This is a genomic window from Streptomyces deserti, assembly GCF_054782695.1.
Window position 1 is genome coordinate 116,198 of record NZ_BAAGRZ010000019.1, and the last position, 22,989, is coordinate 139,186.

The 22,989-nt window shown below is 70.6% G+C and carries 20 protein-coding genes and 4 pseudogenes; 11 read left to right on the forward strand and 13 right to left on the reverse strand.

From position 1 onward, the window contains the following. Nucleotides 1-53 precede the first annotated feature (53 nt). The 5 genes and pseudogenes from ACYVMZ_RS27040 to ACYVMZ_RS27060 all read left to right on the forward strand — a co-directional run. Nucleotides 54-305, forward strand: a complete 252-nt coding sequence (locus ACYVMZ_RS27040) for a hypothetical protein (RefSeq protein WP_461084068.1) — start codon at nt 54-56, stop codon at nt 303-305. After that, the gene (locus ACYVMZ_RS27045) at nt 302-541 is read left to right on the forward strand and encodes a potassium-transporting ATPase subunit KdpA (protein WP_461084070.1); all 240 of its coding nucleotides are present in this window, start codon (nt 302-304) and stop codon (nt 539-541) included. The genes ACYVMZ_RS27040 and ACYVMZ_RS27045 overlap by 4 nt, the downstream gene beginning before the upstream one ends. Before the next feature lie 78 nt (nt 542-619). Further along, a pseudogene (locus tag ACYVMZ_RS27050) lies at nt 620-1,147 on the forward strand (HAD-IC family P-type ATPase); the annotation flags it as partial. Nucleotides 1,148-1,183: 36 nt separating this feature from the next. After that, on the forward strand, nt 1,184-1,852 hold the full coding sequence (locus ACYVMZ_RS27055) for a potassium-transporting ATPase subunit C (protein WP_461084072.1): 669 nt from the start codon (nt 1,184-1,186) through the stop codon (nt 1,850-1,852). A gap of 92 nt (nt 1,853-1,944) precedes the next feature. Next, a pseudogene (locus tag ACYVMZ_RS27060) lies at nt 1,945-2,316 on the forward strand (response regulator transcription factor); the annotation flags it as partial. A 91-nt stretch (nt 2,317-2,407) separates the two neighbouring features. On the opposite strand, the gene ACYVMZ_RS27065 reads toward ACYVMZ_RS27060, so the two are convergent. Next, nucleotides 2,408-3,109 (reverse strand): lysostaphin resistance A-like protein, encoded by a 702-nt coding sequence (locus ACYVMZ_RS27065; protein ID WP_461084074.1) that lies wholly within the window; start codon nt 3,107-3,109, stop codon nt 2,408-2,410. Between the two features lie 693 nt (nt 3,110-3,802). Between ACYVMZ_RS27065 and ACYVMZ_RS27070 the strand changes: the two genes are divergently transcribed. After that, the gene (locus ACYVMZ_RS27070) at nt 3,803-4,714 is read left to right on the forward strand and encodes a hypothetical protein (RefSeq protein WP_461084076.1); all 912 of its coding nucleotides are present in this window, start codon (nt 3,803-3,805) and stop codon (nt 4,712-4,714) included. A gap of 108 nt (nt 4,715-4,822) precedes the next feature. On the opposite strand, the gene ACYVMZ_RS27075 is transcribed toward ACYVMZ_RS27070, so the two are convergent. The 6 genes and pseudogenes from ACYVMZ_RS27075 to ACYVMZ_RS27100 form a co-directional block, all read right to left on the reverse strand. After that, nucleotides 4,823-5,830, reverse strand: coding sequence for an alpha/beta fold hydrolase (locus ACYVMZ_RS27075; RefSeq protein ID WP_461084078.1), 1,008 nt, complete (start codon nt 5,828-5,830; stop codon nt 4,823-4,825). 41 nt (nt 5,831-5,871) lie between these two features. Continuing rightward, a complete protein-coding gene (locus ACYVMZ_RS27080; protein ID WP_461084080.1) occupies nt 5,872-6,540 on the reverse strand; it encodes a general stress protein in 669 nt (222 codons plus the stop codon). 193 nt (nt 6,541-6,733) lie between these two features. Continuing rightward, nucleotides 6,734-7,204 (reverse strand): hypothetical protein, encoded by a 471-nt coding sequence (locus ACYVMZ_RS27085; RefSeq protein ID WP_461084082.1) that lies wholly within the window; start codon nt 7,202-7,204, stop codon nt 6,734-6,736. A 117-nt stretch (nt 7,205-7,321) separates the two neighbouring features. Further along, nucleotides 7,322-8,263, reverse strand: a complete 942-nt coding sequence (locus tag ACYVMZ_RS27090; protein ID WP_461084084.1) for a hypothetical protein — start codon at nt 8,261-8,263, stop codon at nt 7,322-7,324. 98 nt (nt 8,264-8,361) lie between these two features. Then, nucleotides 8,362-9,384, reverse strand: a complete 1,023-nt coding sequence (locus ACYVMZ_RS27095) for an ArsR/SmtB family transcription factor (protein WP_461084086.1) — start codon at nt 9,382-9,384, stop codon at nt 8,362-8,364. A gap of 288 nt (nt 9,385-9,672) precedes the next feature. Next, a pseudogene (locus ACYVMZ_RS27100) lies at nt 9,673-9,789 on the reverse strand (AMP-binding protein); the annotation flags it as partial. Between the two features lie 431 nt (nt 9,790-10,220). Between ACYVMZ_RS27100 and ACYVMZ_RS27105 the strand changes: the two are divergent. The 5 genes from ACYVMZ_RS27105 (at nt 10,221) to ACYVMZ_RS27125 (ending at nt 16,792) form a co-directional block, all read left to right on the forward strand. Further along, complete coding sequence (locus ACYVMZ_RS27105) at nt 10,221-11,054, forward strand: NmrA family NAD(P)-binding protein (protein ID WP_461084088.1); 834 nt, start codon at nt 10,221-10,223, stop codon at nt 11,052-11,054. Between the two features lie 1,394 nt (nt 11,055-12,448). Further along, entirely contained in the window at nt 12,449-12,844 is a 396-nt protein-coding gene (locus ACYVMZ_RS27110; protein ID WP_461084090.1) for a GyrI-like domain-containing protein, read from the forward strand. Then, nucleotides 12,841-13,830, forward strand: coding sequence for a BtrH N-terminal domain-containing protein (locus ACYVMZ_RS27115; RefSeq protein ID WP_461084092.1), 990 nt, complete (start codon nt 12,841-12,843; stop codon nt 13,828-13,830). The genes ACYVMZ_RS27110 and ACYVMZ_RS27115 overlap by 4 nt, the downstream gene beginning before the upstream one ends. Before the next feature lie 632 nt (nt 13,831-14,462). Next, nucleotides 14,463-16,139, forward strand: a complete 1,677-nt coding sequence (locus ACYVMZ_RS27120) for a cytochrome P450 (protein WP_461084094.1) — start codon at nt 14,463-14,465, stop codon at nt 16,137-16,139. Further along, a complete protein-coding gene (locus ACYVMZ_RS27125; RefSeq protein ID WP_461084096.1) occupies nt 16,130-16,792 on the forward strand; it encodes an MFS transporter in 663 nt (220 codons plus the stop codon). The genes ACYVMZ_RS27120 and ACYVMZ_RS27125 overlap by 10 nt, the downstream gene beginning before the upstream one ends. Nucleotides 16,793-16,883: 91 nt before the next feature. On the opposite strand, the gene ACYVMZ_RS27130 is transcribed toward ACYVMZ_RS27125, so the two are convergent. The 6 genes and pseudogenes from ACYVMZ_RS27130 to ACYVMZ_RS27155 form a co-directional block, all read right to left on the reverse strand. After that, complete coding sequence (locus tag ACYVMZ_RS27130) at nt 16,884-17,258, reverse strand: hypothetical protein (protein ID WP_461084098.1); 375 nt, start codon at nt 17,256-17,258, stop codon at nt 16,884-16,886. Between the two features lie 114 nt (nt 17,259-17,372). Beyond that, nucleotides 17,373-17,594, reverse strand: coding sequence for a Gfo/Idh/MocA family oxidoreductase (locus ACYVMZ_RS27135; protein ID WP_461084100.1), 222 nt, complete (start codon nt 17,592-17,594; stop codon nt 17,373-17,375). Nucleotides 17,595-17,733: 139 nt separating this feature from the next. Continuing rightward, nucleotides 17,734-17,937 carry a cold-shock protein gene (locus ACYVMZ_RS27140; protein ID WP_461079260.1) on the reverse strand — a complete coding sequence of 68 codons (204 nt, stop codon included), beginning with the start codon at nt 17,935-17,937 and terminating at the stop codon, nt 17,734-17,736. Between the two features lie 409 nt (nt 17,938-18,346). Further along, a complete protein-coding gene (locus ACYVMZ_RS27145) occupies nt 18,347-18,667 on the reverse strand; it encodes a hypothetical protein (RefSeq protein ID WP_461084102.1) in 321 nt (106 codons plus the stop codon). Between the two features lie 1,044 nt (nt 18,668-19,711). Beyond that, nucleotides 19,712-20,995, reverse strand: a complete 1,284-nt coding sequence (locus ACYVMZ_RS27150) for an NAD(P)/FAD-dependent oxidoreductase (protein WP_461084103.1) — start codon at nt 20,993-20,995, stop codon at nt 19,712-19,714. A gap of 336 nt (nt 20,996-21,331) precedes the next feature. After that, nucleotides 21,332-22,815, reverse strand: a pseudogene (locus ACYVMZ_RS27155) (NAD-dependent succinate-semialdehyde dehydrogenase). Nucleotides 22,816-22,989: the final 174 nt, after the last annotated feature.

Here is a 22,989-nt window from a genome sequence, read left to right on the forward strand (position 1 = left end):
CACCCTCTGACGGCCACCGCCACCCCGCCGAGTAGGGACGCGATGCCTGCGCGGTGACCTGCACGAGCGCTGCCGGCGCAGGTGGTGAGGCGGGGCGTCAGAACCCTGTCAAAGCTGACGGCGCTGCCGTTAGAGAACCGTCAACAGCGCTCGATCTCGGTCAACAGGGACGTTTCCTTGATCCGTCCGTTTCTGTTCCGAACCTCTTCCAGGAGTTCGCGATGGCCGATCTGGCCTTCGTCCTCACCACCGTCGCGCTCTTCGTGCTGGTGGCCTTCGTCGCCAAGGGAGTGACGAAGCTGTGACCGGCGTGGGCGCCTCGTCGATCTTCGCGACCTCCACGATGCTCACGTCGACCGGCGCGGTGGATTCCTTCCACTCCTCCTTCACCGGCCTGGGCGGCGGCATCACCCTGCTCGGGATGATGCTGGGCGAGATCGCGCCCGGCAGCCTGTTGGTGGGCGCGATCGTGATCATCACCGGTCTGACGTACTTCCCGGCCCTGGCGCTGGGCCCGCTGGCGGAGGGGCTGGCGGCATGACCACCCGCACAGACAAGCAAGAGGACTCGATGTCCACAGCCACTCCCACCCGGCCTGCGCACCAGGACGCCCTGGCCGGCCGGCGGCAAGCTGGTCGCGATGACCGGCGACGGCACGAACGACGCCCCGGCGCTGGCCCAGGCGGACGTCGGCGTGGCGATGAACACCGGTACGTCGGCCGCGAAGGAGGCCGGCAACATGGTCGACCTCGACTCCAACCCGACCAAGCTCATCGAGATCGTCGAGATCGGCAAGCGACTCCTCATCACCCGGGGCGCGTTGACGACGTTCTCCATCGCCAACGACGTCGCCAAGTACTTCGCGATCATCCCTGCGCTGTTCGCGGCCGTCCACCCGGGCCTGGACAAGCTGAACATCATGGCGCTGTCCTCGCCGGACTCCGCGATCCTGTCGGCCGTCATCTTCAACGCGCTGATCATCATCGCGCTGGTCCCGCTCGCGCTCCGGGGTGTGCGGTACCGGCCGGTCAGCGCGGACAGGATGCTCCGCCGCAACCTCGCGATCTACGGCCTGGGCGGCCTGATCGCCCCCTTCATCGGCATCAAGCTCATCGACCTGCTCATCTCCCTCATCCCCGGGCTGTAACTCCTCGAACGGTTCCTCGAAAGCGTGCTGATCCCCATGAACAACTCGGTATCGAACACCGCCCGGTTGCTGGGGGCGGGCCTGCGCGCCCTCCTCGTGCTGACCCTGGTGACGGGCGTCATCTACCCGCTGGTCGTCACCGGTATCGCCCAGGGACTGTTCACCGGCAAGGCGAACGGCTCGGAGATCAAGGCGGACGGCAGGGTCGTCGGCTCCTCGCTGATCGGGCAGTCGTACAACCTGCCGCTGAAGAAGGGGCAGGACGCCCCGGATCCCGACCTGAAGTGGTTCCAGGGCCGCCCGGCGGGCGGCCTCGGCAGCAACAGCGTCAACACCCGGTACAGGCTGCTGGTGTCCGGCGCCACCAACCTCGCCGCCGACAACCCGGAGCTGATCGATCAGGTGAAGGCGGCCCGGGCCGCGGTCATCAAGGACAACTCCGTGCCCGGCCACCCGGTCAAGCCGTCCGACGTGCCCGCCGACGCTGTGACGTCGTCCGCCTCGGGCCTGGACCCGGACATCTCCCCGCAGTACGCGGACCTCCAGGTCCGCCGGGTGGCGGAGAGGAACGGCCTGTCCGTCGCCCAGGTCCAGCACCTCGTCGACGAACACACCGAAGGCCGCACCCTCGGCTTCGTCGGCGAGCCCCGGGTGAACGTCCTCCGACTCAACATCGCGCTCGAGGAACTCGCGGCGAAGAGCTGATGGCGTGATGCGACCCGCGCGGGAGCCGGTGGTACGGCCGTACGGCCCTGTGATCTCTTCGGCCCCGCGCACGACAGGAAGGGCGCACACCGATGACTCGGGTGCTGGTCGTGGAAGACGACCCCCAGCTCGTACGAGCCCTCGTGATCAACCTGCGGGCCCGTCAGTACGGAGTGGACGCGGCGCCCGACGGTGCCTCCGCGCTCCGCCTGGCCGCCGCCCGCCGGCCCGATGTGGTGATGCTCGACCTCGGTCTGCCGGACATGGACGGCGTCGACGTCATCACAGCGCTGCGCGGCTGGACCCGCGTACCGATCCTCGTCCTGTCCGCGCGCCGTGCCAACGACGAGAAGGTCGCCGCGCTCGACGCGGGCGCCGACGACTACATCACCAAGCCGTTCAGCATGGACGAACTGCCGGCCCGTCTGCGGGCAGCAGTCCGCCGCACCGAGCCTCCAGGAGGTCTGGGAGCCTCCCACAGCAACAAGACACGACGAGGTGGTACGCCGCGCGGACTGCGGTTCGCGCGCGCGTCCGCTGCACACTGCCGGGGGTTCAGGCCGAGGGCCCCCATCGGGGTGTCGCCCAGGCCAGCGCGTAGCCGAAGCCGTTGATCGCCCAGTGCAAGGCCGCGGGCGCCAGCAGGCTGCCGGAGCGGCGCCGCAGCTCGCACAGCACCACCCCGGCGGCCACCATGGCCGCGACGGCCGCCATGACGATCGGCGTCACGTCCGCCGAGCCGCCGCCGAAGACCGTCGCGACGCCGGCGTTGGAGCGGCCCAGCCCGCGAGAGGGCAGCAGGTGCCACAGACCGAACAGCAGCGACGAGACGGTGGTGGCCCACGCCGTTCCGCGCCGGCGCCGGATCATGGCCCACAGCACACCGCGGAAGGCCGTCTCCTCCAGCAGCACGGTCCCGAACGGCACCCGCACCAGCACCCGCCACAGCAGCTCCGTCGTGGACAGGTCGACGGCCCTGGCATCGCGGAAGGCCTCCCGGCCGACCGGTACGGCGAGGAGGAGCAGGAGGACGACGAGGACGGCACCGGCCAGGACGGGCATCCACCGCAGCCCCTGGCGCACGCCCGCCGCGTCGAGCCCCAGGTCGGCCGGGGTGAGACCGTCCCAGCGGGCGATCAACAGCAGGACGGCCGTGGCGATCACACAGGTGAGCACATACGCGTAGGGCCCCCGCGCGAGCCAGTTGTTGAGCAGGTTCGCGGCGGCCAGGACGACAACGACACAGACGATCCGCATCCTGAGTCCAGGATCTCCCGTCGACGTCCGGGTGTCCTGGCCCGGGTCGCCTCCGGCGGGGGCGAAGGCCACCGTGCCGCTGGTGTCGCGCGCTCCGGCCCGGGGGCGAAGCAGGGGCCGCGCCGGTGCGGGCCCGGCGGGCCGTTCGCCTGTGGGCTACTTCCGTGGTCGAGGAGCAGTCGGCCTGTCCCTCGGACGCCGTCCGCCCAGCAGGGCCTGTTGGAGCCGGCTCGGCCGAGTGCCGCCGCTGTGAATCGATTCGGCAGCGCGCCTCAACACCGCCACTCCACCCTCACGGGCCACCGCATCTGCGCGCCCGGGTCCTGATCGGTCGAACCGCCCATCGCGGCGGTGGCGCCCCCGTGCGCGGTGGGCGCTTGGGGGCCATGCGATCGTCGGGTGGTCGTCAGGGGGATCACCGAGGCTTACCGCGGCATCAGGAGGAGGGGGTGGCTTCGTCTTCGCCACCACCCAGTCGGACCAGTCCGGGCAGTCCCGGCCCCCGTCGGCGGCACGCTGCGGCGGCCCGGTGATCCGCCGGGCACCGCCCGTTCCGGGCCTCCCGCCGGGCGATCTTGGCCTGGTTCCCGCAGGATGGTCCCGGTTGCCCCGTCAGGGAAGGCGGCCGCCAGGGGCAGCCGCCTTCCCTGCGCGGCGAACGGCCGCCCCTCTTCCCTCACTCAGGAGTCCCGCATGGCAGTGATGACGGAGGAACTGGTACCGGCGCTGGAAGACGCGCGCCAGGCTCACGCCGCCGTCCTCGACCGGTTCCGGGCGGATGCGGCGGTCACGCCGCCGGGTTCGCACCGGCAGCTTCTCGAACACCACGCCGAGGAGGTTCAGGACAGTCTGCAGCGCATCCAGCACCAGGTGCGCGTTCTGCAGTCACGGGGGCTGCTCGGCACCGCGGCGGGAGTGACGCGGTGGGTTTCGCGGGGCGCGGTGCGTACCGCGATGCTGCCGGTGACGATCGGGTCGAGGGTGGTCAGGGGCGTGCTGCCCGGCGGAGGCCCGGCCGATGCGCGGCAGCTGCTGAGGAACGCGGAGGACGAGTACGCGTCGGCGGCGCGGGCGCTGGCGGCGTGCCGGGCCGGGGAGGTCCTCGCGGAACAGGCGGACGACCAGGGGACCGCCGAGCTGTTCGGCTCGCTGCGCCGTCAGGACGAGGAACTGCTGCGTGCGCTGGAGGCCAGCCTCGCCGAACATGCCCGCGCCGTGGCGGCATCCACCGACGGCTCCGAACCGGGAGAGAACCGCGACGGCGGTCTGGCCGGGGCCGCGGTCCAGACCGTGCGGACCGCTTTCGACCGGGCCCGTGACATCGCCGGGCGCGGCGGCCGGCCCGCCGAGAGTGCGGCCGAGGGGGCGGACCGGAAGATGCCCGTGTCCAGCCCCATCGCCGAGGAGGTCCTGGGGTCGGTCAGGCGGGAGGAGGATCTGCCGATTCACGGGTTCAGCCAGCTCAGCACGGACCAGATCGAGCGTCGGCTGCCCGACCTGTCCCCGGCGGACCTGACGGTGATCGAGACCTACGAGCGCACGCATGCCCGCCGGAAGGGAGTCCTGGACGCCATCGAGCAGCTGCGCGGAGAGCAGCAGCAGTAGGCGGGCTACGACGGACGCCACGGGACCTCCGGCTGACCGGGAGCACCGTACTCGGGAGCACCGGAGGCGATGAGCCCCGCGGAGCCAGGGACCCTCGGGTCACAGGGCTCAGATGGGCCGGGGAGCGGGTTCCGTGGCGTGCAGGATCGCGGCGGCGACCGCCTCGGGGGCGTCCAGCATCGGTACGTGACCGCAGCCGTACAACGGCACGAGGCGGGCGTCGGGGATCATCGCACGAGCCCGGACCGCCTGGCGGGGCGGCAGGAGGCGGTCACGGGTGCCCCAGGCGATCGTCACCGGTACGTCGGGGATGTCGCCGGTGAACAGGCCCGGTGCGCGCCCGGCCCGCAGGGTCGCCTTGAACGCGGCCGAGGCCTTCAGGCCCTGCAGTGCCGCGGCCACCGCATGGGGCGGGCACAGATCCGCGCTGCCGTACAGGGTGCCGGTCAGCACGGCACGGGCGGGTGCGGTGCGCACCAGTGCTTCCAGAGCCGGCTGCGGCAGCAGCCGCACGCCCTGGCGCGCCGCGTTCAGCACGGCGTACGTGTAGCGCCGCTCGGCGCCGGTCCAGAAGCCGGCCGGTGCCAGCGCGGTCACGCTGCGCGCGAGCCCGGCCTGTCCCAGCCGCAGGGCGATCAGCCCGCCCAGGGAGTGACCGACCACGTGCGGCCGTTCGACGCCCAGCGCCGTGAACACCGAGCCCAGCCACACCACAGCCGTCTCCAGGTCGCGGGGCACACCGGGATCAAGGTCGGGGGACTGGCCGAATCCCGGCAGATCCATCGCGATGACCTCCCGGCGCCCGGTCAGCAGCGGCACGACCGGGTCCCAGGCCAGCCGGTGACACCCGAGCCCGTGCAGCAGGACCACGGGCTCCCCGGCCCCCTGCCGTTCGTACGCCACCGTCACCGGCCCCAGATCCGCCGCCTGACCCTGCACGAACCAGGCCGACCGCGGCTCGACGACGACCTTTCCCCGCTCACCCCCGGGCCGGGCCTCGGCCTCCCGCCGCAACACCGGCCCGCCCAGCAGGAGCCCTCGCAGGCCGGACGCCACCTGGCCGACACGGCCACCTCCCCGGCCGGCGGCGGAAACGAGCGCAGATATCCAGGCCATCGCCGAACACCTCACACGTCCCGTGACTCAACATGTCACCTTCAGGACACTTGTGTAACTCCCCACAGTACAACTCGTGGCAAATTGTCCATATTCCTGGCTCGGCGAGGACCTGCGGCGAGGACCTGCGGCGAGGCCTTGCGGTGAGGACCTGCGGAGGCGGTCAGGCCCAGGTGAGCGAGTCCCACTCGGCCCGTCTGTGCCGCTGATCGCACCCCGCTCAGGACCTCACAGCTCCCGAAGCCGCGCCAGGATTTCGCGCAGCAAGCCGGGGCCGTCGACGCCGGTGCGGGGCGTCGGCGGGCGATACGCGCCAGTCCCGCGTCGAGCGGGCCGGCCAGAAGGACACGGACCCGGTCAGGACTCTCGCCGGCTCCGAAGACGGCGCCGTAGGCGAGCCCGCTGAGCAAGAGGGCGATGGCGTTGTTCCCGGCGGCGAAGAAGGACAACAGCAGACCGATCAGCAGCCCGAACCAGGCTCCTGATCCCGCGCCGGCGAGGGCGGCTAGGCCGCGAGTGAGGCGGCCCAGCACGGTTTCGACCATCCGCAGGTCGGAGCCGATGATCGCGGTGCGTTCGACGGGGAAGCCGCTGTCGGAGAGGAAGCCGACGGCCCGCTGGGCTCCCTCCTGAGGTGGGCCAGTACCCCGTCGCCTCACCGGCAATCGACAGGGGGCCGCGGGGTGCTGCCCGCCCGTGAATCTCCCCATGGGTACGGCCCGCCCGCCGACAGGCGGCGAGCGGGCCGTGGTGGTCCGGTCATGCGGTGGTGCCGTACGGCCGGGCGATGCCGGCGTCACCGCCGAAGCGGCTCCGCCGGTTGCGGTGGGGCCGATGTCGGTTCCGGTGGGGCCGATGTACGAGTCCCGCCGTTGTCGCCGGGCTCAGGTCTTGCCGCCGGGCTCAGGTCCAGTAGTTGGTGCAGCCGGACGACCACCGGTGGGAGCTGATGGCGTCGTTCGCGGCCGAGCCGTCGCTGAACCTGTTGTCCGTCAGGCTGTCGACGTAGTACTCGGCCCGGGCCACGCATCCCGTGCCGCCGCCGTAGCCCGCGTGCACGTAGAACTGGACGTTGTCGATCCCGGGTGTGCCCGTGTTCATCAGGGACGTCGCGGCATCGCCGTCCGAGCCCTGGAACGGCCCCGAGCCGTCGTGCCAGTTGGAGTCGCCACCCGGAGTCACGCCGAGCAGTTCGCCGGTGCAGTCCAGGTCGCGCCAGGCCCGCACGTTCCCGTCGTTCTGGTACGTCCGCCACAGGCGGTCGCAGTTCGGCCCCCTGACCCCGTCCGGTGCCGCCTGGGCAGGGCCGGCGAGCAGGGTGCCCGCCGCCAGGGTCGCTGCTGCTGCCGCGATGACTGCGTGGATCTTGCGCATGGATTCCCCTCTTGTCTGTTTTGTCTGTCTGTCGATCTTGTTTGTCTGCCGATCGGTCATCGGCGTAGTCGTGGCCCATGGGTCCCTCTGCGGGCGGCAGACGCGGGGCTCGCCGCCTCAGCCGCGGGCGCCGATCCGGTCCGCCCGCCGCAGGGCGGTCAGCTTCATCCGGTTGCTGGTGGCGATCTCCTCGGCGTGCCGCTCGCGCACCGGATCGCCGTACGTACGGTCCAGCAGGGTGAGGGTGTCGCGCAGGCCGGTCTCCTGCGCACAGGTGGCCTCGGCGACCGCCGTCCCGACCTCCACCGCCCGCGCCTTCGAGGCGTCGAGCCCGTCGATCCGCTGGTGCAGGTCGGTGCGGACGGCGTCCGGGTCGGCGTAGCGGCGGCCGGTCGCCCCGTGCATGCAGTCGGACCAGCTACGCAGGGCCGCGGTGAACCGCTTGTCGCGGACGAGTTTCGGCGTGTAGACAGGGGTGAGGTTGGTCGCGATCTTGTCAGCGCGGAAGAACGCCTCCGTGTCGCCGTACAGCTCCGCGCGGGCGACGTGCCGGCATCCGCCGTCCAGGGTGCGGACCGCCCCTCCGGCCGGGAGCCCGACGGACAGCACGGGCGACTCGGGACCGCCGCTCAGGGCGGTGACGTACCGCTCACGCAGGGTCGGGGACAGGCTGTTGCGGTAGGCGAGGTTCCTGTCGCGTTTCTTCGCGGAGAGGTACGCCCGCTGGAGCTCTTCGCCGTACCCGTGCTCCCGCGCCCAGGCGACGTCGCTCAGGACGAAACCACGGGTGAAGGCCCGCAACGTGTCGGCGCTCGGCGGTGGATCGACCCAGTAGCGGAAGCCCTCATCCGCCATGCACCGCTGGATCAGGCGCTCTTCGGCGTGGCCGAGGCGGGCCTGCTCGGCCTGCGTGAGCTCACGGACCGGTTCGGCGGGCCGCGCCGCCGCGGCCGGTTCCCCCGAACCCGGCCCGGATGTGCAGCCCGTCAGTACGGCGACGGCCGCGGTCGCCGCGACGATCGTGACGGCCGTGGTGATGGCGCTGCTCCGGCGTCGCACGGTGTACCCCCCTGGTCTCCGTTCCCGTACCAAGAGGCTGTCGCCGGACGGCGCGCCGCCGCCACACGTGGAAGTTGTGGCTTAGGCGTCGTGCCGGCTCAGGTCTGCAGCGGGGTGTGCAGCGGGCTGTCGAGGAGGGCGAGTCCTGCCGGAGTGATGGTGTGCAGCACGGACCTGCTGCGCCGCACGCTCCGCAGCAGCCCGGCCCGGCGCAGCACGGCGGTGTGCTGGCTCGCGGCCGGCCCGGAGATGCCGAACCGCCCGGCGAGTTCCCCCGTCGTACGCCCCGCCACCACGTCCTCGAGGATGGCGGCCCGGGTGCGACCGATCAGGGCACCCAGCGCCGCGACCCGTTCCGCCGTGCCGCCGCTGTGGTCCCCGGCCCAGCCGAGGGTGTGCTGGATGGGATAGACGAGTACGGCCGCCGGCTCCTCCGCCACGAGCGTGACGGGGGTACGGGAACAGAAGAACGACGGTTGCAGCAGCAGTCCTCGTCCACGCAGCCGCAGTTCCCGGTGGACCGGATAGTCGGCCTCCAGCACGGGCGGTTCCCAGCGCAGTACGGGACGCAGGCTCGCCAGAAGGCCCTCGACCCCGCCGCTCAGCACCGCCCGGGCGCGCTCGGCCCGGTCGGCGTCCACTTCTGCCCGGATGTGCGGCCAGAAGGGGACCAGCGCGTGCTGATGGTACGCCCGCAGGGCGGCACCCAGCCGACGCAGGGCCTCCGGGGCGCCCTCGGCCAGAGCGCGGGTCCCGGACGGCAGCGGTCTGTACCGGCCGGAGGAGGCGGCGAGTCTGAGCAGATCACGGCGCAGGCAGGCCCGGGGGGTGCTGAGCAGGGTGTCGACCGCGCTGTCCAGGTCGTGGGAACCGCACAGATCGGGGGTGAGGAAGTCCGGGGAGTATCCGCGCGGCGGGAGCAGTGGGCCCAGTACGGAGCCCAGTACGGGACCGCACGACGGAAGCTGCTGCCGGACGAGGCGCCGCCATTCCCCGAACACCAGCGAGGTGTCCTTGCGGGCCAGGAGCTGAAAGCTGTTGGTGATTTCCCAGAGCGGATCGGGGGCGGCGGCGACGCGTACGCGAGCGATGTCCTCGGGAGTGAAGTGCACCCGCAGCATGGGGGTCTCCGATGGTGGTCGGTCATCGGGCATGTGCCACTGCACACGACAGTTATCGGGCCCCACAGATGCGAACAAGGCGGCATTCGGTCGTCACACGGACATCACTCGACACCCCCTGACCTACCACCAAGTGACCGTCCCCTCAAGGCTTGTTCGCCATGGACACGGCCCGTTGGATCTCCGCATGCAGCGCCTCGCCGACCGCCACGTGCTCGGAGCGGGACAGTTGCCTCCCGCGCAACCGGCGCCGGTGTGCGGACGCCTCGGGGTCGACACGGCCGCGAGATCGGCATGGGTGATCACGCAGCCCCTGGGCCGCGGCCCGGTGGTACCCGAGGTGTACGCGATGGTGGCGACCGACTGCGGCCGCACCGCCTGACGGTGACGGTGCACCACGGCGTCCGGGACACCCCGGACCTGATCCGAGAGCGGCCGGCATCGGCTCTCCAGCTGGAACGAGATGTACGACTGCGGCGGTATCCGCATGACCGGCCCGCACTTGACGTCGGACTGGACCACCGAGGGCAGCCGTGGCGTGAGCGCGGCCACCGACGCCACCCAGCAGTGGAACCGCGAGCCCTGGGACGCGGGCTGATCGCCGAAGTCCGCCACCGCGGGCGTCGACTGTGCCGCCGACTGCCCCGCCTCCCGGAGCAAGGCATGCGTTGGACTCCGCCTACCGGGGCATCCTCGACGCGACCGGGACCTGGTACGCCCAACACCCACCACTCGTACCTCGGCCTAACGGCCCCGGGAGGAATAGGGAGTTGTGTGATCGTGAGCCGGAGCCCATGGCTGGGCATAGTCCAGGCGCGGCCGGGGTTGGCCTGTCTGTGACCAAGATTCTTGTGACCGGCGCGACCGGCAACGTAGGTAAGCATGTGGTCTCCTCGCTGGCCGGGGCTGGGCTTGAGGTTCGGGCGCTGGTGCGCGACCCGGCCAGGACGTCGCTGCCCGAGGGCGTGGAGGCCGTGCGTGGTGACCTTTCGTCTGCGAAGACACTGGAACCCGCGCTGCGCGGTGTGGAGAGCGTGTACCTGATGTGGCCCGGGATTCCCGTGGAGCCCAGCGTGGTGGAGGCGATCGCCGGACACGCCAAGCGAGTCGTGTACTTGTCGACCGATGTGGCCGACCTCGCGGACGGCGAGCAGGCCACGATCTTCCACCAGGAGATGGAGCGGCTGATCCGGAAGTCCGGGATGAGCTGGACGTTCCTGCGGGCCATCGACTTCGCCACGAACACGCTGGTGTGGGCCGATCAGGTCAGGCGCGGAGTCGTGCGCTGGCCGTACGGTCAGGCATCCAGATCGCTGATCCACGAGCGCGACATCGCGGACGTGGCCGTACACGTGCTCACCTCCCCTGGGCACGACGGGGGCAAATACGTGATCACGGGACCCGAGTCGATCACCCATGCCGAGCAGGTAAGGATCATCGGCGAGGTGGTCGGGCGCGAGGTGCGGTGGGAGGAGCTGCCGCTGGAGGCAGCACGCAAGCAGTTGACAGCGGCCTGGGGGAATGCAGAGTTCGTGGAGGCCAGGCTGAAGGCGTGGAGGGCATTCGTGGACTCGCCTGAGCGAGTGACTGACACCGTGGAACAGCTACTCGGGCGGCCGGCGCGGACGTTCCGAGCATGGGCGGAGGAGCACGCGGACGACTTCCGCTAGGGATCCGGGGGTTGGGCGTCCGAGTCGTCGAAACTCGCCGATTGAGCGCAGGGCGGATTCGTCCCTGAGGCGGGCCGTGACATGAGGACGGCCACGCGGGGTCTCTAGGTGTGAATCACGAGCTACTCCGCGTGGCCTCGTCCCATCCTGTTTGCACCGGCATCTCCCGCCGACACTTCGGCGAGTCACTCGAAGAAGTTGCGCCACGCTGGGAGTCGGCCCCCGCGAGTCTGCTCGCGCCGAGGAACGCGGCGGGGCCCGCAGGCGGGCCCCGGGAGCCGGACGCAAGCCGAAGCTGGTCTTCACCGACCGGCTGCTGGTCACTTTGGTCTGCCTGCGACTGGGGGCTACCTCACGAGGCGCTGGCCGAGCTGTACCGGTGTCGACCGCTCCACGGTCTCCGTGGCCGTCCGCCAGGTGAGGCCCCTGCTCGCAGCCCGCGGCTTCGCCGTCCCGGAGCGGCCCGGCCCGCGCCTCCGCACCCTGGGGACGTGTTCGCCTACGCCCAGAACGAGGGCGTCGACCTACGCATCGATGGCACTGGAGTCCAAGTGCGGCGCCCCCCGGGGACGATGCCTGCGAGGGCGCCAAGCGGGCCTGGCACGAAGCAAGGCGCCGCCAGCCCTCCCGCCGGATCTGCGTGGAACGCACCACGCCGGGTACAAACAGTGGCGCCCACTCCAACGGTTCACCGGACGCCGAGACACCTACGCTGAAACCACCTGGCAATCGCCGGACCCGTCTCCGACGGCTCCGCCCGCAGGCCCATACGCCCTCGGCACAGCACACACCTGATATCCGTCCGGCCGACGGCCTGCTGATCACACACCAGCCGAACCCGCAGGCCAGCACGCGCAGAAGTCAATTCCTCCCGAGGTCGTAAAGGCAGACGGCACCGGCCGGACCCTGCGACCCGCCGCGCCTCCTGCCACTTCGAGGTGGCGCTGCGCCACACCTTCATCGGCTGGAACTGGCGGCGCGGCTACGCCTGACCGGCGCCCGGACGGCCGCCGGAGCGCGGCGCGCTGGGCAGCGCCCTGTCAACCGGGCTTCGTCCTGGTGGTAGCACTCGCCGGGCGGGGGGCGCCTGTGGCGGCCCGCGCAACCAGGACAGCGTGCAGCGGGGTGGGCGCCATCACGGAGGCGAGGCTAGCGTTCCGCCATGCCGCTCTTCGTTGACTGCTTGATGCCTTCCGTAGTCTTGACCGCAATCTTCGGGGGTGTGGCTGTTGCTGCCTGGATAGTGAAGCGCTGGCCTTCGTGAGTTCCGCAGGTCGTGGGCCGCCGCCTCAGCGCTTCTGGAGCGCACGGGCTTGCCCCGGTCTCGACAGCGGTGCTGCGGGCGGCCTGGGCTCGCCTGCGCCCAGGCAGTGGTACGAGCGGTCTGCACCCCTGTGGAGATCGGGCAGAAGGTCGAGGAGTGCGTGGGCCGGCTGCTGCCCGTGCTCGGCAAGGCGGGAATCGGATGGGAGCCGCCGCTGTGGGGGCTGTACCCGCTGGATATGGAAGAGCGGATGGAGATCACCGTCGGAGTGCAGACGCCGCAGGGGGAGGGGACGCCCGGCCTGGAGTTCGAGGTGCTGCCCGGCGGGCCCGTTGCCGAGACCATGCGCATCGGGCGCTACGCCCAGCTGCCCCTGGCCTACAACGCTCTCTTCGCCGCCGTCCACGAGCGCGGACCGCGCCCGCAAGCGCCCGTACGTGAGGCCTATCTCGTCGGGCCGGCAGAGGCACCGCAAGAAGAGCTGATGCCCCAGCTGATCATCCCCGTCCAGGAGAGCATGGCATGACCACGGTAATTGACATCGATGCCCGCGGCACGCAGCACTGCGAGACGTCAGCCCTGGGGGTGCTGCTGCGGCACCAGGGACTCGATCTGTCCGAGCCCATGCTCTTCGGCCTCGGCTCCGGTCTGTCCTTCATCTACTGGGACAGCAAGAACATGGGCTTCCCCTTCCTCGGGGGACGGGTCAGGCCTTTCGACCTCACCAGAAACCTGGCCACCAGACTCGGGCTGGAGCTCCTGGTCCAGGAGACCGCCTCGCCCCGCAGGGCGTGGGAGAACGTGGCGGCCCTCATCGACGCCGGCCACCCCGTCGGACTGCAGCTCGACAGCTACTACCTGGACCACTTCGCGTCGAAGGTGCATTTCGGCGGCCATGTCGTCGCCATGTACGGCTACGACGACCACGACGCCTACTTGGTGGACACCGACCAGCAAGGCGGAGCGGTATCCACCAGCCTGACCAGCCTCGCCCAGGCCAGGGCCGCGCGCGGCCCGATGACCGCCAAGCACCGCTCCTTCACCCTCACCGCTCCGAGGAACCTGCCCTCCCCACAGGGCCAGATCATTCCCGCCATCACCGCCTGCGCCGACGCCTTCCTCAACCCGCCCATCGCCAACCTCGGCCACCGAGGCATCGAGAAGGCCGGCAAGCTGGTGCCCGCATGGCTCCAGCGGACCGACAACCCGCAGCGGGATCTGCCGCAGGCCGGCCTCCTGATGGAGAAGGCCGGCACCGGCGGCGCCCTGTTCCGCAACCTCTACCGCGACTTCCTCGCCGAATGCACCCAACTGCTCGACAGCAGCCACCTGCGCACCGGCCACGGGCTGTACACCGAGGCAGCCACCCTGTGGACGGAAGTCGCAGCACTGATCACAAAAGCCGGTGAATCCGGCGATGCACAGTGCCTCGTACAGGCCGGCACCATCCTCAGCGATCTTTCACGCATGGAGCACGAGGCCATGCGGGCACTGAGCCGCCTGGACGAATGAGACTCCGAGCGCAATCCCAGTCATGACAGCCTTCACAAATCCCCGGGTTCGCCGCGCGAGCTGCACTGCGGTGTGCCCTACGACGTAGACGCCAGCCCCATGCCGACAATCCGAATCACAAGCGGCTACTGAGAGACCGTCACTGACAACAGCGACAGGGCGTGCGGGGCGGTGGGCCGCGATCGGCTGCGGCGGGGCATGGAGGCTGTGGGCCGCCTGCATGGCATCCGGTATTCCGCAGTACGCGCCATCGCCCTGTAAGTCACTGCGGATCAAGTGACCGAGCGTGTGCGCGAGTACCGGGCGTGCGGGATCGGCGCCGTGGTCGTGAATATGCAGAGTGGCCGCGGTGCGAAATGGCCGCACCTGCGGGTGGTCGCGCGCGCCACGCAGCAGACACGGCCCTGGCTCGCGGTGCTGTGTGGTGCTGCGTGTTGCGGTGTGGTGGCCGGGGCTGTGCGGGGTGCGGGTCTCAGGCCTGTCGGGTTTTCGGGAGTGCTGTGCTGGTCAGGGTTTGCTGCGGGTGGTGTCACGTGTGACTCAGGGATCGTCGCGGGGTGGCATTGTGCGGGGGTGGTGTGGGCATGCATGGGTCGTTTGTCGACGGCCCCTCAGAAGGAGTGTTGTCTGCTGTGAGTGCTGCCGCGTTGTTGCCTGTCCGTACCGCGCCGGGAGGTCTCCCGCTGGTCGGGCACGGCCTTCGGCTGGCCCGTGATCCTTTGCCTTTCATCGACTCGCTGGGTGAGTACGGCGGTGTGGTCCGCATACGGATAGGGCCCACTCCCGCGTATGTCGTGACCGATCCTGCGCTCACCCGAAAGGTGCTGGTGACCGATGCCGCGTGCTTTGCCAAGGGCGGCAAGATCATTGATGCGTTGCGGGTGTTCTTCGGTGACGGGCTGGCCACGATCGCTGATGGTGATGCCCGTCTGCGTAACCGGCGGCTGATGCAGCCGATGTTCAACAAGGCCCATATCGCTGAACGCGGCGATGCGATGATCCGTCAGGTGCGGACGATCGTGGGCGCATGGCCCGAGGGGCAGCCGCGTGATGTGTATGCGGACATGAACGAGGTCACCCTTGCGGCGTTCCTCGTGGCCCTGTTCGGCGCGGATCTGCCCGGGCATCTGGCGGGTGAGTTCACCTCGCTGATGCCGCGGATCATGAAGGGGACGATCCGACAGACCATCCTCCCGCCGTGGGCCGCTCGTCTTCCGCTGCCGGCCAACCGGGCCCATGCCCAGCGCGTGGCCCGGCTGCGTGCCCTCATCGACGAGGCCGTCGAGCACCGCCTGGGCCGGGCGGCCCGCCCCGCGGCATCCGGTACCGAGGCCGCGCTCGGCGCTTCCGGATGCCCGCACGCGCACCAGGAGCAGCAGGCCGGCCTCTTCGACACTTTGCTGTCCGCCGGGGATGCGCTGACCCGCGAGCAGTTGCAGGACGAGGCGATCACCCTGCTGACCGGGGCGATCGAGACCACCGGCACCACGCTGGCCTGGACGCTGTATGAGATCACCCGCAATCCGCAGGTCAACCAGCGGCTGCGTGAGGAACTCGTCCGCGTGTGCGGCGACCGCCCGCTGTCCTACGCCGACGTGGACCATCTGCCCTACGCCCGCAAGGTGCTGCGGGAAGCCATCCGCAAGTACGGTCCGGCCTGGCTGGTGACCCGGACCGCCACCCGCGACGTCGACCTGGGAGGCCACCGCATCCCGGAAGGCGCCGACGTGGTGTGGAGCCCGTACCTTCACCAGCACGATCCGAAGGTGTTCCCCGATCCCGGTGTCTTCGACCCGGATCGCTGGACACCCGAAACCGTCTCCTCGGCCCGGGGTTCGTTCCTGGCCTTCGGTGACGGTCGCCGCAAGTGCATCGGTGAGAACTTCGCCTGGGCGGAGCTTCAGATCATTCTCGCGACCGTCCTGCAGACCTGGCCTGTGTTCACACCCGTCGGCGCCGGGCCGGGGCCGGCTGACGATCCTGCGCGCACCGGATCGGCAGGCGGGAGAGCCCTTCGCCCGGGTCACCACCCGCCAGCCAACGGCCTCGGTCTCGCCTTGGTCAACGCCCCTCTGATGGCGTCGGCCTCCACTCCGGTGGCCCTGATCGCGGGCCTGGTGACCTGGGGCTTCGCCGCGAGCCTGCTGTCCGTCCCCATGAACGCCCAGGCGGTCGAGGTGGAACGGAGCTACGGCCGCCCCCTGGTGTCCAGCTTCCACGCCTGTTTCAGCATCGCCGTGTTGTTCGGGGGCTGCTCGGCACCCTGGCCGCCGCGCTGGGCGTCGCCCCCGCGGCGCAAATGGCCGTGACCAGCCTGGTGCTCGGCGCGTCCCTCCTGGTGGTGGCCCACTGGCTGCCCGATCAGCGGCCGCCCGCTCGCGACCGTGGCACGGAAGGGCCGGTGCGGCGCATCCGGCGACGGGTCACCCCGCGCCTGCTGCTGCTGGCGTTCATCGCCTTCCAGGCGTCCTTCATCGAGGGCGCGGTGACACAGTGGAGCGCCATCTACGCCGCCGACTCCCTGGGACTCGCGTCCGCGTCGGCGGCCGCTGTGTACACCATGTACGCCGTGGCCGTGGCGGTGACACGGCTGCGGGGCGACTGGCTGACCGAACGGCTCGGTCGGCGCAGGATGCTGCGCCTGTCCTCGCTCGCCGCTGGGCTGGGGACGGTGGCCGTGGTGGCCTGGCCGCACCCGGCCACCGCGTTCTGCGGCTTCGCGCTGCTCGGGGTGGGCATCGCCGGTGTCACCCCGACGGCCTTCGCCGTGGCCGGCAGCCAGCCGGGGCTGACCGCGGGGGAGGGGGTGTCCGTGGCGGTCGTCGGGCAGTGGCCCGGGTTTCTGCTCGCGCCCCCCGTGATCGGCGCGCTGGCCGGTCAGTGGAGTCTGCGCACGGCGCTGGCGACGCTGCTCGTCGCGGTCCTGGGCGTGGCGGTGGCGGCCCGTGCGGTGCCGCGGTGAGCGGTGGTCAGGCTGGGAGGGGTGGTGGCGGATCGGCGTGCGGTCAGCCGGTGCGCCGTGGCGCCCACCTCCGACAGCGGCCGCGCCCGGCTCACCGCCCCGTCCGCGGGGGCCAGGTCCAGCTCTCCCGGACCGACCTGGCGAAGTCCGCCACCGACCCGCACACCTGGTCCCACGGCGGCACGCGGAGGTCTTCGGCCCGGCCGTCCCGTTCCACCCGGACGGCCGACACCCCGCTCACCGGAGCGAAGGCCGGATCGACGACGATCCGCCCCTCCTCGTCCCACAGCCCGTAGGCACCCCGGTAGGAGACCCCGTCGCCGAAGAAGGCCAGGGTCGCGAGGACGCAGTCCGCCGTGTGCGGCAGCGTGGTGCCGGACCCGTCCACTCCGGTGTCCGGGTCCTTCTCGACGCACGCTCCGGCGACCCGCAGTGGCCCGTCTACGAAGAGCTGCGCCGCACGCACGGGATACACCCCGACGTCCAAGCGCCCCGCTCCCCAGCTCCGGACGGTGGGGTACGTCGCCCGGCGGGGGCATCGGGATGCCGAAGACCGTGTGGATGCTGCGGAGCCGTCCGATCAGCCCGCCGTGGGAGTTCCCGTACACGCCGATGCCTCGGGTGGTGCGGGAACATGACGTTCCCCCGGCGGGACGAGGCGTCGGTCGGCGGCCAGGGACACGAGGTCCGCGACCTGCTCCGCGGTCACGGCCATCGGTTTCTCCACCAGCACATGCTTGCCCGCTTTGAGTGCCGCCGACGCCCAGCGGTGGTGGAGGCTGTACGGCAGCGGGATGTACACCGCCTCTACGTCGGCGCGCAGGCACCTGTGCGTAGCCCGCGGCCGCTTCAGCGCCGAAGCGGGCCGCCACGCGCTCCGCGCGCGCCCGGTCCCGGCCGACGACCATGAGCCTGCCGGCCGGCCCTGCGGGGCGCTGTGGTCAGGCCGGTCGGATGTTCTCCGCCTGCGGTCCCTTCTGGCCCTGCGTGATGTCGAACTCGACTTTCTGCCCCTCCTGCAGCTCGCGGAAGCCCTGAGCGGCGATGTTGGAGTAGTGGGCGAAGACGTCAGGTCCGCCGCCCTCCTGCTCGATGAAGCCGAATCCCTTTTCGCTGTTGAACCACTTCACGGTGCCCTTGGCCATGGCCTGCTCCTTCGAGGGAAACCCGGGCTCGCACCCTGCGGGCCCGGGAGGTGATCGTCCTGGTCCGGAGAGGCGCTGTACAGCAAAAATGCCCATGATCGTGATCACGGGCGAACGGGACTTCGGAACCACGACTGCTCGATGACGACGCTACACCGCGCGGTCGGCAGCTGCTACTGAGGTTGAACTCGTGGAGTCTTAGGGGCTGATGGCTCGTCGCTCCTGCGGTATCACCGGGGCATGCGGTATCCACAAGGGGGGCCTTGCGGAGAACGTGGCTGAATACTCTGAGTGACTATTCGCCGCGGTCTCGGCAAAGGGTGAGGACTGCCACCGAGGTGGCGGTCCCTGACCGGGTAGCGGATCGGGGTGGGGTGGTGGGCTGAGGCTGATGCCGCCTCAGCCGGGCTCATGATCGGCGGTGTGTGTTGTCGTCGCTGAGGTCAGTGGTCTCTGTGCCGGCGTCGGCATAGGTGGGGTCTTCTTTGTAGCGTGCGGCGCTGGTGGCGTTCTGGGCGAGGAGGAAGCCGAGGACGACGAGGCTCTGGGATTCGGCGCCGAAGGCGATCATGCGGCGGTTCCAGAGGGAGCGGTCGAACTGGGAGAAGCCGGCTTCGGTGTCTTCGCGGCCGCCGTAGAGGTGTTGGTGGACGGCGGTGTCCTCGGGGATCTGCAGGCCACATCCGTCCGCCGACCTTGCCCGCCCTCCGGCGCCCGATGGGCGAGCCATACCGGACGGCCGCCGCCCGTCTCGCCCGGGCGATGGCCCCTGCCGGCACGCTCCGCTTCGGCAGGGTCGCCGGCCGGATTCCCGCGGCCGAGCACGGAAGTGCGGCCAACAGCGCGCGGAACACCGTCTGTTCACCGCGCATGTCCCCGCACCCGGTGACCTGCGTCCGCCGTGGGACGGCGCGCAACTGCTGTCGTCCCCTTACCGCGAGGCCGCCGAGCAGGTCGCACACCTGGCGATCGCGGACCTCGACGCCTTCCTGGAAGGCTACGTGGAGGGGTGGATCCCGGATGGGTGGATCACGCTCGGATGAGCCCAGCCCGGTCCGGTGGACCGCCACCCGGCCCAGGACGGCGACGCCGTCGACGCAGAGGGCAGGCCTCCAAGGTGGCCTCCAAGGTGTCGAAGTATGGGCCGTTGGCCTGGGAGATCACGATGTCGGGCCAGGCCGCGTCCGGGCCTTGACCCCGAATCCTGGACACGGGTTGTGCGGCTGGTGCCAGCGTAGTTGATGTTGTTTCGGATGTTGTCTCGTAAGCGATCGGGCTGCGGTGTCCGAGGCGGGAGTGACGGCGTCGGGTGTTGTAGCGGTGCAGCCAGCGGAACGCGTCGAGGCGGGCTTCGCGCTCGCGGGTGCCATGGGTCCTGCGGAGCATGGTGCGTGGTGGTTGCTGGTCAGGCTCAGGATGTGCCCGGCCCGGGATTCATAGGCGGCAGCGCTAACGCGTGTTTCGGGCCTCTGGACGCCGGGCGCGGCTGACGGTCCGGGCTCAGCTGACGGAGGCGAAGGCCGGGGAGAGCATGCCGGCGGGGCATGGCTCGGCGGTGCGCTCCGGATGGTTCGAGGGCGCCGACTCCGGTCGGGTGTCCGCGTCCTCCACGCGGAGCGTGGTCGTCTCGTCCGGGATACGACGGCGACCGAACCGCTGGTCAGGCCGACCACGAACTGCTCCAGGACGGAGTGCACCGCGCCCGTCACTGCGGGGACCTTCCGCGAAGGGGGAGGCGAAAGGGCCCCGCAGTGTCGCCGTTGTCGGCATCGGCTCAGCGCAGCTTGTCCTTGACCTTGTAGTAGGCGCCGCCGAACGGCAGGAACCAGGCGGTGCCGTTGTAGAAGGGGACCGGGACCTTGGGGAAGCCGAGGCCGCGCAGCGGGTTGGCCTCCGGCTTGCCGTCCATCATCTCGGCGACCGCACGGCCCATGTAGGTGGCCATTTGGACGCCGTGGCCGCAGTAACCCATGGAGTAGTACAGGCCGTTGACCTCGCCGGCGTGCGGGATGCGGTCCCAGGAGAAGCCGACCCGGCCGCCCCACAGGTAGTCGATGCGCACCCCTGCCAGCTGCGGGAAGCTCGCGGTCATGTCCCGTTTCAGGATCTCTGCGCTCTTGGCGTCGGAGGCCGGGTTGGAGGGGGTGAAGGCTGCCCGGCCGCCGAAGGCGAGACGGTGGTCGGGGGTGAGGCGTATGTAGTGGCCGATGTTCTTGGAGCCGACCACCAGACGGGCGTTCGGGATCAGCTCCTTGGCGCGCGCCTCGCCGAGCGGTTCGGTGACGATGATGAAGCTGCCGACGTTGATCAGCCGCTTACGGAACCAGGGCAGTGACTTGTCGGTGTAGGCGTCGGTGGCCGCCATGACCTGCTTGGCATGGATGGTGCCGCCCAGGGTCTCGACCAGGAAGCCGCCGCCCGGCAGGCGGGTGAGGCCGGTGGCGGCGTTGCGCTCGTGGATCTCGGCGCCGGCGCGTTCGGCGGCCTCGGCCAGGCCGTGGACGTACTTGCCGACGTGGAGGGCGGCGCTGTCCGGGTCGAGCAGGGCACCGTGGTAGAAGTCCGAGCTGAGCTCCGACTTCAGCTCGCCGCGGGTGAGGAGCTGTGTCTGGTGCCCGAAGTTCTCGGCCAGGTCACGCTGTTTGGCCCGCATCGCCTCGAAGTGCCGCGGCTTGGCGGCGACGGCGAGGCGTCCGGCGCGGTGGAAATCGCAGTCGATTTTCTCTGTCCGCGTGATCTCCTCGACGACGTCGACCGCGTCGCGGAAGGCGTCGTACAGCTCGCGGGCGCGCTCCTGGCCGTAGCGCTTGCGGGCTTCGGCGGTGCTGATGGTGATGCCCTGGGTGCACATGCTGCCGTTGCGGCCGGAGGCTCCCGAGCCGACCTTGTCCTTCTCGACGAGGACGACGCGGGCGCCCTTGCGGGCAGTGTGGTAGGCCGTGGACAGGCCGGTGAGACCGCCGCCGATGACCACCACGTCCGCCTCGTCGGGCAGGTCCTTCCCGCAACGGTCGGGCAGGGCGGGGGCTGTGTCCATCCAGTAAGGGATCTGCTTCATGGCGTGCGTCCTGTCGTGTTCTCTGTCCTGTGTGGCCGGGTCGCGTGCGGTCGGCAGCCGAGCGGCGCCGGCGGGCCCGTCATGTCGGGCAACTGGTCGTCATGCGGTCGTAGTCGCAGTGCTGGGCGCCGCCTCTTCCGGAGTCGACGATCATCGAGGCTGTGCCGCGTGGATGGCGTGCGGCGGCTCGACGCCCCCTGCCTTGCGGTGTGTTCGAAGGTCACGGAGAGGTGGGACCCCGGTCTGGCCGGCGCAGAGCATCGGCAGGATACGAGCAGGTCCGTTCTTGTGGCCGGCGGATGCTGCCGAAACGCAGGACGCTTCCGTCCGGCTCGCTCAGGTGTGAAAGCCGGGCAGGGACAAGTACTTGAGCTGCTGATACTCGTGGAGGCCCTCGGGCCCGCCTTCGCGGCCCAGGCCGGACTGCTTGATCCCGCCGAAGGGTGCCGCGACCTCGGAGACCAAGCCGCGGTTGATGCCGACCATTCCGGCCTGCAAACGGGCGGCGACCCGGCGGGCGCGGTCGAGGTGTGACGTCATCAGGTACGACGCGAGGCCGTGCTCGGTGTCGTTGGCCACCGCTATGGCCTCGGCCTCCGTGGAGAACCGGTGGATGGCGGCGATGGGGCCGAAGACTTCCTCGTGCATGATCGCGGCGTCAGCGGGGACGTGGTCCAGCACGGTCGGGGCGGCGTAGTAGCCCGGCCCGTCGGGGATGTCCGCCTCGGCGATGACAACGGCACCGCGGGCCACGGCGTCCTCGACGAGGTGGCGGACCTTGTTCACCGCACGGTGGTCGGCCAGCGGGCCGAGGTCGGTGTCCTCCAGGTCCGGGGGACCCACCCGAATGGCGGCCATCCGTTCGGCCAGCGCAGCGGCGAACGCGTCGGCGATTCCCTCCTGGACCAGGAACCGGTTGGCGCCGACGCAGGACTGGCCGCCCAGCCGCATCTTCGCGATCATCGCTTCGCGGACCGCGAGGTCGAGGTCGGCGTCGTCGAAGACCAGAACGGCGCGTTGCCGCCCAGCTCCATCGAGGTGCGCAGTACCCGGGCACCGCTCTGCTGCAGCAGCAGTCGGCCGACCGGGGTGGACCCGGTGAAGGACAGCTTGCGCAGCCGGGGGTCGGCCAGCAGAGCCGTGGTGACCGCTGCCGCGTCGCTGCTGGTGATCACGGTCAGGACACCCGCGGGCGCGCCGGCCTCACGCGCCAGCTCGCCCAGTACCAGGGAGGACAGCGGGGTGAGCGCGGCTGGCTTGAGCACGGCGGTGCAGCCTGCGGCCAGGGCAGCGGCGGCCTTGCGGGCGGCCATGGCCAGCGGAACATTCCACGGAGTGATCAGCAGACAGGGCCCGACCGGTTCGGCGACGGTGACGATGTGACTCTTGCCGTCCGGGGAGGGGGTGCTGCGCGCGTGAGGGCGGACCGCTTCCTCGGCGTACCAGCGGAAATAGGCCGCGGCGTAGTCGACCTCGCCCCGGGCTTCGGTGATCGTCTTGCCGATCTCCAGGGTGATGATCCGGGCCAGACGCTCACGGTGTTCGATCAGGGCGTCGGTGAGCCGGTGCAGGACTCGCGCGCGGTCCCGCGGGCTGGTGAAGGCCCACCGGTCGGCGGCCGCGGCCGCCGCGTCCAGTGCACTCAAGGCGTCCTGTGCGCCGCAGTCGGCCACGGTGGCGATGACTTCTTCGGTTGCGGGGTTGCGCACCTCGAAGGTGCGACCGCCGGTGGCGGGCTGCCAGTCGCGGGCGAGGAAACCACGGGGAACGGATTGAAGGACTGCCGACTCCCCTGAGGGAGCGGTGAGCGTGTCAGTCATGCGCAGGACTCTTTCGGTGATCGCAGGATGGTGTGCCACGGGAGCATGAGCGCTGGGTGGTCATACGGTCTCGCCTGCGGGGTTGGCGACGCCGACCGTGTTCTCGACCGACAGCAGGGATTGCTGTCGTCCGGAGCCGATCCAGCGCACGAGGGCGACGAGGCCGAGGGCGAG